This window comes from Mesorhizobium sp. M1E.F.Ca.ET.041.01.1.1 (genome assembly GCF_003997355.1).
In the GTDB taxonomy this organism is placed as follows: Bacteria; Pseudomonadota; Alphaproteobacteria; order Rhizobiales; family Rhizobiaceae; genus Mesorhizobium.
Genome location: NZ_RZSL01000103.1, coordinates 1 through 14953 on the forward strand (window position 1 = coordinate 1; position 14953 = coordinate 14953).

Annotated in this window: 11 protein-coding genes; 4 read left to right on the forward strand and 7 right to left on the reverse strand. The window is 56.6% G+C overall.

Translation table 11 applies throughout. The annotated features are described in order from the left end of the window. Positions 1 to 176: 176 nt before the first annotated feature. Both EOA38_RS11480 and EOA38_RS11485 read right to left on the reverse strand, forming a co-directional pair. Complete coding sequence (locus EOA38_RS11480) at positions 177 to 569, reverse strand: GtrA family protein (RefSeq protein ID WP_189434603.1); 393 nt, start codon at positions 567 to 569, stop codon at positions 177 to 179. After that, a complete protein-coding gene (locus EOA38_RS11485; protein WP_127220137.1) occupies positions 566 to 1255 on the reverse strand; it encodes a class I SAM-dependent methyltransferase in 690 nt (229 codons plus the stop codon). The genes EOA38_RS11480 and EOA38_RS11485 overlap by 4 nt, the downstream gene beginning before the upstream one ends. Before the next feature lie 81 nt (positions 1256 to 1336). Here EOA38_RS11485 and EOA38_RS39095 point away from each other — a divergent pair, with 81 nt between their 5' ends. From EOA38_RS39095 to EOA38_RS11505, 4 genes are all read left to right on the forward strand, one after another. Continuing rightward, positions 1337 to 3382: a hypothetical protein gene (locus EOA38_RS39095; protein WP_189434605.1), complete on the forward strand. Its 2046-nt coding sequence runs from the start codon at positions 1337 to 1339 to the stop codon at positions 3380 to 3382. Positions 3383 to 3391: 9 nt separating this feature from the next. Then, the gene (locus tag EOA38_RS11495) at positions 3392 to 4381 is read left to right on the forward strand and encodes a glycosyltransferase family 2 protein (RefSeq protein ID WP_245468358.1); all 990 of its coding nucleotides are present in this window, start codon (positions 3392 to 3394) and stop codon (positions 4379 to 4381) included. Between the two features lie 258 nt (positions 4382 to 4639). After that, positions 4640 to 5494: a class I SAM-dependent methyltransferase gene (locus EOA38_RS11500; protein ID WP_189434608.1), complete on the forward strand. Its 855-nt coding sequence runs from the start codon at positions 4640 to 4642 to the stop codon at positions 5492 to 5494. 165 nt (positions 5495 to 5659) lie between these two features. Beyond that, complete coding sequence (locus EOA38_RS11505) at positions 5660 to 6601, forward strand: sulfotransferase domain-containing protein (protein WP_189434610.1); 942 nt, start codon at positions 5660 to 5662, stop codon at positions 6599 to 6601. A 50-nt stretch (positions 6602 to 6651) separates the two neighbouring features. On the opposite strand, the gene EOA38_RS11510 is transcribed toward EOA38_RS11505, so the two are convergent. From EOA38_RS11510 to rfbB, 5 genes are all read right to left on the reverse strand, one after another. Continuing rightward, positions 6652 to 7602, reverse strand: coding sequence for an NAD-dependent epimerase/dehydratase family protein (locus tag EOA38_RS11510; RefSeq protein WP_189434612.1), 951 nt, complete (start codon positions 7600 to 7602; stop codon positions 6652 to 6654). Positions 7603 to 7643: 41 nt separating this feature from the next. Further along, entirely contained in the window at positions 7644 to 12077 is a 4434-nt protein-coding gene (locus EOA38_RS11515) for a glycoside hydrolase family 99-like domain-containing protein (RefSeq protein WP_127299253.1), read from the reverse strand. Positions 12078 to 12180: 103 nt separating this feature from the next. Continuing rightward, positions 12181 to 13113, reverse strand: coding sequence for a class I SAM-dependent methyltransferase (locus EOA38_RS11520; protein ID WP_127220131.1), 933 nt, complete (start codon positions 13111 to 13113; stop codon positions 12181 to 12183). Continuing rightward, positions 13110 to 14012, reverse strand: a complete 903-nt coding sequence (gene rfbD, locus EOA38_RS11525) for a dTDP-4-dehydrorhamnose reductase (RefSeq protein ID WP_127220132.1) — start codon at positions 14010 to 14012, stop codon at positions 13110 to 13112. The genes EOA38_RS11520 and rfbD overlap by 4 nt, the downstream gene beginning before the upstream one ends. Beyond that, positions 14009 to 14953, reverse strand: a 945-nt coding sequence (gene rfbB / locus EOA38_RS11530; RefSeq protein ID WP_245480814.1) for a dTDP-glucose 4,6-dehydratase, incomplete at its 5' end; no start/stop codon positions are given. The genes rfbD and rfbB, both read right to left, overlap by 4 nt.

The following is a 14953-nucleotide window of genomic DNA, read 5'->3' on the forward strand; positions in this document are numbered from 1 at the left end:
TTATTCAAAGCGTGTGCACGAAGAGACTGACACTCAAAGGCGGTCGGGTGGAGTCGCTGACGACGGAACTAGCCAAGAGGGCCGAAGGAGCAGTTAAGGCCTAATCCTACCCGTCACACCAGGGAGAAACGTTCGGTCGAATTTGCGACGGATACCCGTCCGCGCTAGTCGCCGCATTATCTTCCGTGTTCTACAAAAACCCATAGCTGAAACGTTATGAAGTTCAGAACTGGGATGAGAACACTAATAATTGCAAATGTCAGCCATCCCGTGAAATACCCGGCGCCAGACAGATACGTCACCACGGCAATGATTACGATGTTGGTGATCTGGACAACGCAGAATTTTATCCACTCGGTATCAAGGCGCCCTTCCGACAGGAAGGTAAATCGGCGATGACCCATGAATGAGACAGGCAAAAGAGCTGCGTAGGCCGTGTACGCTGCGATAGTTTCGCCACTTCCGAGAAATAAAAGGGCATTGGCCAAGGCAAAATAGGCAACCGTGTTAAAGAGACCCACAGCCGTGAAGGTCAATATCTGCCGGACTTTCTCGAATGGAATCTTCAACGCCGGCCTTGTACGTAATACTGCGCCCCGAACGGCACGAAACCCAATGCTTCGTCAATCCGCCGCAGAGGGCCGTTTATCGATGGGACATTGAGTATGTATCGGCCGTCGACATCGCGGAGGCCGGCATCATGCAGATGCTTCATGACCTGTCCCTTCGAGAGCAGAACTGCATCCTCATCGAAGGGACAATTCGAAACAGCACGCCGCGTCAAAGGATTGTAGGGATTGTGCTCAAATATGAGCACGACACCTCCCGGCCGCGTCACGCGAGCGAGTTCCGCAGCGAAAAGTTTCCAGTTTTCTGGTGGAACATGGTGCATGACGCAGATTGCATAGGCTGCATCAAAGCTGTCGTCCGGGAACGGAAGGGTGCTGCCATCCGACACAGCATAGGCAATGCCGGGGTTCCTCACCTCAGCCTCGGCTATACACTCAGATGAGGGATCGACCCCCGTCAGTCGGCCGATGCTCCCGCGCAAGATACCGTGATAGTTCCCGACGCCGCAGCCCACATCCAGTACAGAGAGTGCATCCGCCGGGCCAATGTCTCTTTCTAGGATATCAATCAGCCGGACCGCCTTCGCGCGCGTAAAGAAGTCGACGTCCAGGCCGGAAAAGGAAATCGCACCATTCACGGCATCCGCGTATGTGGTCCTGTACGCATCGAACTCGCTGCCGGCCATTTCCAACCTTTTTATGTTCCACTTCTGCCGAATCTGCCCTAACAGCGTCGACGGATTGAAATGTCGTATCGGGACTAGGACATGAGGCTATCAGAAGGCAATAGGCAACTGGTCCTGACTGCGCTGGTTTCGGTCCCGATCCTGATCGGCGTAGGTGCCGCGTACGTACATATCGAAGATCCCGGCTATATATGGGACTACGGCGCATACTGGAAGATTTTTCAGCAATACGGGGACCTGATCGGCTCAGGTTCGGACTGGCTCCACAGAGCGCTCGGTTCAATCCGGAATGACGACTACAATGCATCGGCCGCGATACTGCTTTATCCTTTCTTTGCCTTGTTCGGCGGCAGTAGGACTGTATACATTGTCGCGATCATCTTAGCGTATTTGCTACCGGCAATACTGACCATAACGGCTATCAGTGGACGAATTTCGAAGGCGTCCGTCAACACCCTTCCTTGGATTTTCCTGATCGCCGCCACATACCTCCCATTTTGGACGCCCACTCTCCGAGGCATGCTGGACGTCGTTGGGTTAGCCCCCCTTGGACTGGCGACTCTTCTCGTTTTCAGATCGAATTTTCTGGAACGCAGGCCTGTGGTTTATGGACTGATGATCGGCGTATTGGTCTGGACGCCGTTCCTCTTTCGCCGTTGGTATGCATTCAGCGTGGTGGTTTTTTTTGTCGTGTCGTTTCTGTTCGGATTGATCCGGCACTGGCGATCCGGCCGCTCTGGACTGACGCACCTTTTGGCAGCACTGTTCATCGCGGGCGTCTGCTTTCTAGCGCTATCGCTCTGGTTCCAGTCCGGTCTGGTCATGCGAGCGCTTTCGACATCCTATGGCGATCTTTACGACTCGTACCAGGTGTCGCCATCGGTTCACCTCAGGATGGCCTGGGGCAGATTGGGGCCGTGGGTCGCGGCGATGATGGCCATCGGGTTCGCTGTGACGTTGGCAAGGAAAAACTTCGAAGCGCTATTTTGCCTGTGCGCCGCAGTTGCGACTTTCATCATCTTCGCCAAAACCCAGCAACTTGGACCGCATCACTTCTTGCCGGTCGCGTTCTGGCTCTTCCCTATCTACTTTTTGGGCGTCGATTGGACGGCTGGTCGGCTCCTGGCGCTGCCCGCGAACTGGAGGATGCTTCCATTTGGGGCGCTATCGGTTCTAATTTTTGTAGTCAGCATCGCACCGGTTGCGAGCATTTCGGGAGCGCTTAGGCTGGTCGTTCCGCAAGTTGACAACAGGCCACTCAAGATCGAAAATCTTGCTGAGTATGAAAGGCTGGTGCACGATCTCGAGACCACACTGAAGCCTGACGAGCACGTCGTCATCTTTTCTTCAAGCTTGGTGCTTTCGGACTCGCTTGTAGCAGTTCTGTCGCCCGCGTTAGACCCTCATATAAATTATGCGCCGCACATTGCGAAGGTGAACCTCTTCCCCTTCGAAATCCTTCGGTCGGACTATGCGATAGCCGTCACACCACCGCAAAGCGGTAGCGGTCAAGCTCCCGGCAGTCAGGCCAATATTACGGTTCCCGGCGAAATGCTGTTGAAGCACGCCGGATTTGGCGAAGCATTCGAGCAGACCGGGAAGACCTACAAACTCGCCGCAAATGTGACCGGATATCTGCTGCATCGTACAAGGCCCGTGACAAACACGGAAATGAAACAACTGCTTGATATTCTCGGCTCCACCTATCCCGATTGGCCGGCATATTACTTTCACACCATGTCGATACCGTTCACCGCCAGGGAAGCTCAACTGGGCGATGTCTGGGGCACAGTGGCGCCCCTGGGTCCCAGCAACCTCTTCCTCCACCCTGGCGCAACAAAGCCCACCTCGGTGTCAATTCCGCTGGAATCTTCCGTAGCCGAGAGGCCGACCTCTATGGCTTTCTCGATCAGTTCTGATGTTCTCAAAAAGTGCCCGAATGCCGACGGGGTAATAGGTCGGGTTGAGCTGGATGCGAGCAAAATTTGGAGCGGCCCCGTAGTGCCCGGGGATCAGGTCTCGATCGATTTGCCACCCGAAGACGGACGCCTGACTATCACCGTCGAGAACAGATCAGGTCCTGACTGCGATCACGTCGACGTTTCCTTCAAACAGCCATCTCAGTAGGAGGATGTTGTGGACGCCTCAAAGGTAGATAAACAACTAGATCGGATCGCTCTGTCCATAGTCGTGCCGGTTTATCGAAGCATGGACGTCCTGCCGGAACTTGTTGCGCAGATTGAGCGAGTTCTTTCGGTGAGCGAACTCTCCAAATCCTTCGAAATAGTGCTGGTGAACGATTGCAGTCCGGACAAGAGCTGGCTGATCATCGAAGATCTCGCCAAAGAAAACCAATTTGTCAGGGGTGTTTCGCTGCGCAAGAACGCGGGGCAACACAACGCCATTATGGCCGGGCTCAGGTTTTCGCGAGGTGACATCATCATCATCATGGACGACGACCTCCAGCATCCTCCTTCAGCCCTGCTCCAGCTTGCTGGAGCCATCGCGGCAGGGTCGGACGTTTGTTACACTCGATATCGAGGGCGCCAGCACACGGCCTGGAAGCGTTGGGGCAGCAAGTTCAATGATTGGGCGGCCGCAGCGATCCTAAAAAAACCTCGCGGACTCTATCTCTCTTCCTTCAAGGCGCTGAGCCGGGACATCGCTGACGCCATTCTGCTGTACGATGGCCCATACACCTATGTCGATGGCCTGATCTTGAACACCACGGGCGCGATTTCCTCGATAGATATCGATCATCAGAAACGCTGGGCTGGCGAAGGCAACTACAACCTCAAAAAGTCGGTCTCGCTTTGGCTGAAAATGGCCACCGGATCATCTATCTACCCACTTCGGCTGGCCACGATTGCCGGTTTTCTGGTCGCTGGCGGCAGCCTGCTCGTTCTCGGCTATGTCGTGGCAGAAAAGATAACTCACCCTGAGATGCAGCCCGGCTGGGCGTCGCTTATCGCAACAACCCTATTTATTGGCGGCCTCCAGATGATCTTCTTGGGAATCCTGGGGGAGTACATCGGACGCATCTATGTTCGCGTCAACAACATGCCCCAGTTTGTAGTCGCACGAACAACCTTCGCTCGGGAAATTACAACTTCTAACCTCCCCTAGCAGCGGGAAATTTGCTCAGCGAAGCGATGGCGGCTACACATCGGCTAGACCACACCGGCCTTGGCCAGGGTCTCAAGCGCGGGAGAAACCCCGCCATTTAAGTAATCGCTAAATACCTGTCGATGCGCGATAAATTGGCTATAGCGACAACGAAATTGCGACCAATGGTGAGTTGACCTTGCCTAGGTTGACTGAAATCCAGCGCGTGCTACACGGGCACACGACTTCAGACGAGGCAAGCAAAAGGAAATGGCCAGCATGTTTTCCGTAGCCATCCCTCACTTGAATGCTGCGGAACGCGCCGCGGTTGGCGGATGCACCGTCGAAGAGGCACTCGTTTTCCTGCGCCGATTGAGTCTGGACGATTTCGGGCTTTTTATGATTTCCTTGCCGAACAGAGACTATCCCGGTCTGTCCCGCCTACTGCCCGCGATGGCCAGTGAGGACGTGCAGAAGACTTGGACCGGGGCATCTGGCCTCGACCTCTATCGGCAGACTTCAACCTTTGCGCGTCAGTTGGAGAACAACTTCACAAGATATATCAAGGCACCGCTGGCTGACTCAGAAATCCTCGATTTTGGGTGCGGCTATGGCCGGATTCTTCGCATGATGTACTACTACAGCGACCCGGCCAATATTTGGGGCGTCGACGCCTGGGACAAATCTCTCGATCTATGTCGAGAGGCACGGTTACCTGGCAAGTTCGCCCAATCGGAACGGGTTCCCTCTTCCCTGCCCGTCGGCAACCAGAAATTCGACCTGATCTTCGCTTTTTCCGTGTTTACCCACCTTGCGCCACCAACCGCGAGAGCCTGCCTCGCGGCGCTTCGCAATCACATCAAGCCCCGCGGACTGTTCGTGGCCACCATTCGGCCTATTGAATTCTGGCCATTCATCGATCGCGTTCGGAACACTTCGTTCACATCGAAGATGCAATCCGATCATCGTCGGAACGGGTTTGCCTATCTGCCACATGCCGGCCCCGAGGGGGAAACATATGGCGACATCTCGTGCGAGATCGATTTTTTGCGCGGGCAGGGTTGGACGGTTGTAGGCCATGATCGATCGATACTCGATCCGTTCCAAGTATCTGTGCTGATGCAACCTGGCTAATGGTGGCTCGCGAGCCGGGATGCTGCGGATCGAGCGCGCCGAGACTTTGCGAAATTAACCATCAAGGCTTGTTTTTGTCCCTGGATTCGTTGGAAGATCACGATCTGCCTAATGACATTGCGGTTTCAATGATCAATGCTACAGACCTTCGCTGAGGTCGATTCCATGACGATCATCCTTCACATCGGCGTACACAAGACAGGCACTAGCGCGCTGCAATCGTTCCTGCACCGGAACTCCGCGCTGCTTGCTGATCGTGGTGTCATTTACAAACCGACGATCCCCGATTGGCCGAACCACAACCCATTGGCCATGGCATTCATGCCGGGGTCGATCGATCATGGCCCAACACGGCTGGCAATGACGCTCGCAGAGGCAGAAAACAAAACGGTGCTCATCAGCTCGGAAATGCTTTGCGAGCCGGAAGTAGATTTTGATCTGTTGCTATCATGCCTTAAGGGGCACGACGTTCGCGTCATCGCTTATGTACGTCACCCAAGTGATATCGTTGTCTCCGCCTTCAATGAAGTGGTCCGTCATCATGACAGACATTGGACGCGCCCGCTGAACGAGGAACCCTTCGCATACGACCCGTCGCAGTTGGACCTGCTGCGACCGTGGCTGAAAATCCCGAACATTACTCTGGCCCCATACGATCGGTCGCAATGGGTCGGCGGCTCAATTTTCAGCGATTTCCTGGCCATGATCGGCGTGTCGGGCGACAGTTTCGATTTCAGCCAGACCGGCGGGAATGAATCGCTGTCCTACCCTTTGATCGAGGCATTGAGACATGTGAATATTGCTTGTCCCTCCGCCGATCAGCATCGCGCAATTCTCGAGCTTTTGCAGACCATTAAATGCGGGCCGGGCGAGTACCCGTTGACGCGGAAGAACGTCAGGAAATGCATCAAGCGGATGCGTTTGGCGCTGCCCTCCTACCGCCCGCATTTCCGCTCCGGGTTCGACGAGGGATATCTTCTTGAGCCGCGGCATGAACCCGAAGGCGGATGGTTCAGTTTGCGGGGATCGGCCATCGCAAGAGCGACCGGATTTCTTGTAAAGGCGGCCACGTTCCTTTTTCCGGCGCTTGATGCAGGCCTAATGTGAAACCAGGGGCTCAGCGCTTTGTGACTGTGACGAAAAGATGCAAGTGGCGTTTACAAAGCGTTCCCTAGATTACCCTTGTTATCTGTCGCAAGGCCGCCCAGGTGATGTTGGCCTTGCCACCAGCGATGTGTGAGCACGACACCCTCATCAAGAGTATAGGCCGGGCGCCAGCCAAGTTCATGTTCGATTTTGTTAATATCGAGCACATTACGGCGGACATCAATGCCACGAGAAGGGGTATAGACCACTTCCGCCCGGACGCCAAGAATAGTGGATATTTTCGCCACCAACTCGTTCACTGTCGAGCCAAGGCCCGAGCCGACATTGTAGATCGCTCCAGCCCTTCCCCGTTGCCCGAGCAGGATCAAAGCCTCGGTAACGTCATCTATATAGACGTAATCCCGAATATTTTCGCCGTCGCCCCAAATCTCAACCGGCCTTCCACCGGCGATCCTATCGAACAATGCCGCGACAAGCCCTTGGCCCCCTGCTGCCAATTGGTATGGCCCAAAGGGGTTCGATATCCGAGCCGTCACGAAATCGAGACCATGCAATGTATGGTAGAGACTGAAGTAGCGCTCGATCGCGAGCTTGACTGTGCCGTAGGACGAGATCGGAATGTTCGGATGTTCCTCGGTAATCCGTGCAGCATCAGTCTGGCCGTAGACGGTCCCGCCCGAGGACGAAAAGACCCAGCGGCAGTCCATGTCCTTGGTGGCCTCTAGCAGACCCACTGTTGCCATGAGATTGGTCGCGATCTCTGCGACAGCCTCGCCGGTTGCCGGCGTTGGACGCGTCGAGCTCATCAGATGGAAGACAACTGCCCCTTTCATCGCCTCAAGGAGCTCGGGAGGCGGGCTAACCAGATCCCCAAGGATGACTCGGCTGCCAATTGGCCAATAATCGGACACACCGCGGGCGAAGCAGGTCAGGTCGACGCCAATTTCGGCCAGTCGGCGCGCGAGATTGACGCCGATGAAGCCGGAAGCACCAAGGATCACCGCCTTCTTCCGCAGCTTAGACTGCGGTCTGTGCACTTGTGTCATGCCGCATCTACGTCTTGAATGCCGAGATGGATGCGGACATGTCGCAACCAGGCATCGGCCTTTCGGCGGGTCTCGGCAGAGGTTGCCACGAGTGAGCGCGCAAGTTCCTGCATCCGCCGCACCTCGTCCAAATGCGTAACGGCGGTTTCGCCCCTTGTTACGCTCTTCATGTGGCGGCGGTGAGAATTGAGACGCTTTGCGCTAAACTTGATCTTTCCCTGCAACAGCACCCGGAGATAAACAAGCCAGTCTCCCGCCACGCGATAGCCGAACAGCTCATCGCCTAGACCGGCGACCGCACTGCAGAGAGCCAACCGCTGGAATATAGCGGCGCTGACGTTCGGAATCGTATTCTTGACGGCCATTGCCTCGCTGATTTCTTCGTAGCCATTCCTTACATAGTCGGAAGACCATCTGTCCGAGATATCGCTGGTGTAGCCAGTGTAATCCTCCGCGAGGACAAGACCGTTGCCATCTACCTGGCGTGACTGGCTGTAGGCCACCACAACTGAAGGATCATCGAAGGAGCATACGAGCTCCTGAAGAAAGTCGGGAGCCGCAAAATCATCCGCTTCGGCAATCCAAACGACATCTCCGCGGCATCGCTCGATACCCTTCGCCCATTGCCGAAACACTGAACCAGAATTCTGCTCGTTGACGATCAGCTCACCATCAAGTTCCTGCCTCTCAGCCAGGAAAGTTTTGATGACGTCGACACTTCCATCGGTCGAGCCATCGTCGAGGATGACAAGCTCATAGATCGGGTAGGTTTGGCCCGCAATGCTGTTCAGCCGCTCAAAGAGGTGATGCGCGTAGTTGTAGTTGGGAACGACTACCGATACGCGCTGAAACGCGGTCGCATAGTGAAGCAGATCCAAGAGATACTGCCGCATTGAAGCCACAGAGGCGCCGCTCGCTTTGGCCGGACTGTCCAACAGTTCGCGGACCTTTGCCGCAAAATCGTTGGCGTCCAGATTCTGCGCCAGTTGACCGCCTTCTTCGACGATAAGATCCGCCGCGCCGGTTGCATCCCGAAAGGCAACCACCGGCACTCCGACCTCCGCGGCCTCCAGCACCGCGTTCGGAAATGGATCTTCGCGCGAGGTCAGTGCATAGACAGAGGCGCCTGCGTAATATGCCATCGGCTCTTGAACAAAACCGACGAATTTCACTCGTTCTGTCAGCCGCCTTTCGTCGAGAGCCGCCGCAATCTTTTCTTTCATGCCGGCATCGAAGTGACCAATCCAGATGAAGGCCATTTCAGGATGCGTGCGAAGCACCTCCTCTGCCATGTCGATGAAAATGTCCGGCCCCTTGCGGTGGTCGACAAAAGCAACGGCGAGGACATAGCGCGTGTCTGAAGCAAGACCGTGCTGTTCACAGACCCAACGCCGGGCTTCTTCGGCACGATCCTTGAATGGGTTCTTTCGCAATAGGCCTTGGGGGCGTATCACCGACTTGCTCAGCGGTTCGCCGACGAACTCCTCAAACCCGGACTGCACAATCGACGCCGCAAAGACGACACTGTCGGCATGCCGGTTAATAGCCGTCGCATGCTTCTTAAGATCGTACTGGTGCAAGACTCCCGGCAATTCGTGGATCAGCGAGACAGTGCGGAACCCTGCTTCCTTCAACACAGGAACAAGGAGGCCAGAAACGGTCGTATTGACAATAGCGACCTCCGCGCCGGCGTCCCGCATTGCCTGGAGTTTTGTGAGCACCCGTTCCGGTTGCTCACTGGCGAGGTCTATGCGGTGAACGGTTGCGACTTCGGCGAAGCGTGGCAGCATCGGCCCGTCGCCCAGAACGATCATGTCGACATCGAAGCCTAGCGCTCCGAGTTCGCGCGCCATCGCCAGAGCCAAATACTGCGCGCCATGCGGATGAGCGTCGTGGGAAACGACCACGATACGGGGGCTGGATTTCTTATTCGCTGCCTCCAACGCCTCGCGGGTCGCCTGCAAATAGGCAAAACCGTTGGCGGCATCCGGTTCCAGATGGGCGCCTTCAGCCCACTCGTTCCAGGCATTGACGAAGATCAGTCGCTCGCTTGGTTCCTCGACATGAATGACGGTGTCGTCAATCGCGTTCTCTAGCCATGTGCGGTAGAGTTCCGGCGTGTTGTTGATGAATACACCGCCGCCGTGCCTGCGACGCGCAGTGTTGTCCCAGCCGGGGCAGACTGATCGAAAGAGCTTGTAGCTGCGCGGCGCATAGTTCTTGCTGCGTTCGCAAAAAACTGACCAGTCGTAGACGGTCGAGTCGAAGTCGTCGTTCAACGGCGTTACCAAATGCGTGACGTTGGGGGGGGCCGACCGATTCGGTGGAAATTCAACGGCAGCGTCGAACCCATATTGCTCGGGCGGCACGGATTCGAACGACTGGGTGTAGGCAAGAAAAATCTCACCGATGCCGTTTTCGCGGCACCACTTCCGCCAAAGCTGGGCGGTTTCCGCTGCCGCAGGAAGCAGGCTCGGGCGATAAACGAGCAGGAGCGGCTTGCCATCGACGCGAATGTAGCGGGGATCGCGAAGATATGGCGCGACCTCAGCGATGAAGGCAAGATCGTCGTTCGAGGAATGGTCCTGGGCGATCAATATCTCATGATCGAGCCCGTCCCACCTGCGCGACCAGTTCTCGTTTGCCCAGCACAGGCAGAATGGCAGATCCAGACTGTGATCGGCCAGCCAGTTTTCAAGCGGCCTCTCCAACAGCCTCTTGCCGCCGAACCAGTAGAAGTAGAAACAGAAGCCCTCGACGCCGTACAGCTTCGCGAGTTCGACCTGGCGGCGCTGCGCTGAGACATCGCGCAAATCGTAGTAGCCGAGTTCGTCAGGTATATGCGGTTGGTGGTGACCGACAAACTGGGGCTGCGCCGGTTTGACGTTGGTCCATTCAGTGAAGCCCTCTCCCCACCATTCGTCGTTTTCGGGAATTGGGTGAAACTGCGGAAGGTAGAAAGCAACTACACGAACGGGCTTCAGAAGCACCGGTTGCGCCTCGAGGCGCGGGACATAGATGGGCTTCGGGAGCAGGACAGCATCCTTTGCGCCAGGCTTCGACCAGAGTTCCGGCGTCGTGCCCGACGATTGAAAACTCTTCCAGGCACGATACGCATTGGTCGAGGAAAAAAATGCTGGGAACGCAGAAAATGCCGTGCCCTTCAGGCGCTGTTTGGTCCGGGCGGACAAGGGTATTCCGTGCCAGGCGATACGGGCCTTTTGCGCCAGCGTTCTTCGAATACTGCCTACTGTGCTCCTGGTTCCAAGCCCCAAGGTTCTTAGTGGTCGCGTCAGTCGCCATGACGTACTTGCGTAAACGGCATCGAGGACATCGTGCAGTCGTTTCTCCTCCGAGCGAGCACTGTCGCGATCGACAAGCAGTGAGTTGGATGCCGCATGTGCTGCCGAAAGCTGCGCCTGAAGATCCTGGACTTTTTGTGCATTTCCGGCGGCTTCAGCTTTGACGCGAGCGGTCTCGGCCTCGTTGATCTTTATCCTTTCTCGTGCCTCCACGATCTCATCGGCGAGCGCCCGAAGCCGCGTAGCATGTTGGCTGACCGATTCTCGATTTTGCGTGGTCTCCTGTTCGATCGTCACTGATCGCAGCGACCATGGATTTGCAGCCTGCTCGGCGGCCTCCACGGTCGCGCCGTCCAAGCTCATGATGCTTTGCTCAACGTTTGCGTCGCGACCGGCTACGTGACGGGAACCCAGGACGTTCTCCTGATAAGGCCGCTTAGTCACGATGCAGAGCGAGTTCAGGAACTCGATGGAGTGAATCGACGCGAGCGAGGCTTCATCGAATGCAATTTCATACCGATCCGTGAAGGCCGCGAGAGCGTGAACTCGACTGCGGTCCAGCCCCCAATGCTCGTGATTGATCAGGTCGAGCAACCGCTTGAAAAACGAGATCGAGGAAAGCGGATCATAAAGGCCGCCCTCGAAGTCCTGCCAGTAGCTGGCATGGAGATCTTCGACGACAAATGTCCCACCGTCCGCAATATGAGCAAAATAGCGGGCGAAAGTTCGTATGATGTCGGAAGATCTGTGCGAACCATCATCTATGACAATATCGAACGTGTTGGATCGTTCTAAAATTCTGCGATGGGTATCTTCAACATTGGCGTCACCGACGATTACACCAATTCTTCTGTCTTCAAAATTGAGGAGACCGCAGTTCTGATTGATGTCGCAGCCGATAATAATTTCGGCTTTTGAAAAATACTTACCCCAAATCTCAAGTGATCCGCCATTCTGGACTCCAATTTCCAGGATCCTAACCGGCTTGTTTCGATAATCGGAAAAAACTCGATCGTACTCATCAAGGTAGATCGACCACTTGTCAGAAACCTTACCGTCGTGCTCGTCATACAACTGGCGAAGCGTCTTGCGAATCCGGCTCTTCCGGCCGTTGATTCCTCCGCTCATGAAAGATCCTCTCTGCACACCCGAACGCCCAGAAGGCAAATCTCTATCCTCCGTCGAGGACCGACAATCCGGACTCTGTCAGTCGAAGTGAGTCGCGAACTGCTCATCGAACCGGGCCCCGTTTGAACAAACCAGCACCTCGTCGCAACGGAGCTGTTATCTTCCACGAAGTGCTTTGCAGGAGCATATCGACCTGTCGCCGTACGGCCTCCAGCTCTCGCTGCAATTTCTCTGATTCTCGTTTTTCGTTTACCAGTTGAGATCGCAGATCGGTGATCTCCGATTTCATTTCTTCGGTTCGATCCGTGAGCAGCCCGCGATTCCTGATGGAATTCGCCACTGAGATCCATCTCTTCAGCTGAGCGTCTGCAAAGAATTCAGAACGAGGTGCAGAAAGGGGACCTAGTTGCTCCGTTATGGTTTTCGCAAATTTTCCGAGCCCGATCGCTCCGACATTATCAGGCAAGAGTACCGTCGAGTGCTCGATCTTTAACCGCGAGAGCATCCTTTCGAAGTTTTGGATAGCGTCGTCGATAAGATTCGAATCATGAAATGCAATGACCGAATCACCATTGACGAAGTCCAGCATGCGATCGGCATCGGAGAAGCTGGCGGTGTTTGTGTGTTCTCCGTCAATCAGAGCCAAATCGATGTTTGGTACGTCGGCTACGTCGACATCACAGATGTCGCACCTGAAAATCGTGAGGCGATCAAGTTCATCCGGCCGCAGACATCTTTGCAGATTCTCGAGCATCCGAGCTTCGCCGTCCAAGGGATAGTAAAAACTGGTCCCCCTTTCATCAGGCTGTTTTTCCGGCCGAAGATCGACGGAGATGACGTGCGCGCAATTTGGATCACGGAGAATAGGAACCAAGCTTCCTCCCTGGTCCGATCCGATCTCAAGGTAGCTGTATTGAGCCACCGATCCGCTGACCAATTTTTGCAGTCTTAAGAGAGAACGCTTGTCGTTCTCGGAAGTCGCAGACTCAACTGAATAGACAGATGTGTCCAAGTCTTCCAAAAAATGCTTGTTCATGCGCTCAATGCCTGTCTCGTCTCCAGGAGGCGACGCACCACCTCTTGTGTTGATTTGCGCCACAGCGGCGCCCGCCACCCGAAAGCTTTGCCAAACTTCGCGCTCGACAGCCGCGAATTGGCCGGGCGCTTCGCCTTGGTCGGATAGTCCACTGTGGCGATATCGCGCACGCTTGCGTGCGGGCCACCAAATGCCCTGCTTGTGTCGAGGATGTGACGGGCAAAGCCGCTCCAGTTGGTCTCACCGCCGCCAGCCAGATGGTAGACATCAAAGGCGGCGCAATTCTTGTCGTCTTGCAGCCTCGCCGCCGCATGCAGGATCGCGTCGGCGATGTCGAGCGCCGAGGTCGGAGTGCCCCATTGGTCTGCCACAACCGAAATCTCGTCGCGGTCGGCGGCAAGCCTCAGCATCGTCTTGACGAAGTTCTTGCCGAAGGGGCTGTAGACCCAGGCGGTGCGCAGGATGAGGTGGCGTGGGTTGGCTGCGGCCACGGCTTGCTCGCCGGCAAGCTTGGAGGCGCCATAGACGCCGAGCGGCGCGGTCGCGTCGGTCTCGACATAGGCGCCGTCCTTGGTGCCGTCAAAGACATAGTCGGTCGAGAGATGGATGACGGGAACGCCGAGCTTTGCGGCCGCCTCGGCCACCTTGCCGGCGCCGGTGGCATTCACCGCGAAGGCCAGGTCCTTCTCGTCCTCGGCCTGGTCGACATTCGTATAGGCCGCGGCCGAAACGACGATGTCGGGCCTTGCCGCCTCGAGCGCCACGAAGATCGTGTCGGGCCGCGCCAGATCGAGCACCGGACGGCCGACGGCGACGACTTCCACATCGCCGCGGCCCCGCGCCGCCTCAATGAGGCTCGCGGCAACCTGACCCTCGCGCCCGGTGACGGCAAGCCTCACGTGGCCACTCTCCTGCTCCCGGCGTTCTCGATCGGGTTGCTTTCGATTGGGCTGCTTTCGATTGAACTGTTTTCGGTCGGACCTTGGCCCAGCCGCTCGCCATTGTAGCGCTGCTCGCGGATCGGGCCCCACCACCATTTGTTGTCGAGATACCAGTCGACGGTCCTTGCCAGGCCGCTGTCGAAATTCTCCTTCGGCGTCCAGCCGAGATCGCGCGCAATCTTGGAGGCGTCGATCGCGTAGCGGCGGTCATGGCCGGGGCGGTCGGTGACGAAGGTGACCAGGTCGCGGTAGCTTTTGCCGCCGGCGCGCGGGCGCCTCAAATCGAGAAGATCGCAGATCGTCTCGACGACGCCGAGATTGGTGCGCTCGGAATTGCCGCCAACATTGTAGCCCTCTCCCGGCCGTCCCTTCGTCGCGACCAGCTCCAGGGCGCGCGCGTGATCCTCGACGAACAGCCAGTCGCGCACGTTGGCGCCAGCGCCGTAGACCGGCAGCGGCTTCTCGTCGAGCGCGTTGAGGATGACCAGCGGGATGAGCTTTTCCGGGAAATGATAGGGCCCGTAGTTGTTCGAGCAGTTGGAAAGCACGACCGGCAGGCCGTAGGTCTCATGCCAGGCGCGCACCAGATGGTCCGACGCCGCCTTCGACGCCGAATAGGGCGAGGACGGCGCATAGGGCGTCTCCTCGACGAACATGCCGCTGTCGAAGGGCAGGTCGCCGAACACCTCGTCGGTCGAGACATGGTGGAAGCGGAAGCCGGACTTGCGCTCCTCGGACAGCCCGCGCCAGTAGTCGAGCGCGGCGTTCAGGATGCGGTAGGTGCCGACGATGTTGGTCTCGATGAAGGCGCCGGGGCCGTCGATCGAGCGGTCGACATGGCTCTCGGCGGCGAGGTTCATGACGATGTCGATGTCGTCGCGACGCAGTATCTCCAGCAC

Bases quoted from the DNA above. Each gene is read 5' to 3' on its own strand.
- EOA38_RS11485 (WP_127220137.1), bottom strand. From the start codon at position 1,255: ATGGCCGGCAGCGAGTTCGATGCGTACAGGACCACATACGCGGATGCC.
- EOA38_RS39095 (WP_189434605.1), top strand. From the start codon at position 1,337: ATGAGGCTATCAGAAGGCAATAGGCAACTGGTCCTGACTGCGCTGGTT.
- EOA38_RS11500 (WP_189434608.1), top strand. From the start codon at position 4,640: ATGTTTTCCGTAGCCATCCCTCACTTGAATGCTGCGGAACGCGCCGCG.
- EOA38_RS11505 (WP_189434610.1), top strand. From the start codon at position 5,660: ATGACGATCATCCTTCACATCGGCGTACACAAGACAGGCACTAGCGCG.
- EOA38_RS11515 (WP_127299253.1), bottom strand. From the start codon at position 12,077: ATGAGCGGAGGAATCAACGGCCGGAAGAGCCGGATTCGCAAGACGCTT.
- EOA38_RS11520 (WP_127220131.1), bottom strand. From the start codon at position 13,113: ATGAACAAGCATTTTTTGGAAGACTTGGACACATCTGTCTATTCAGTT.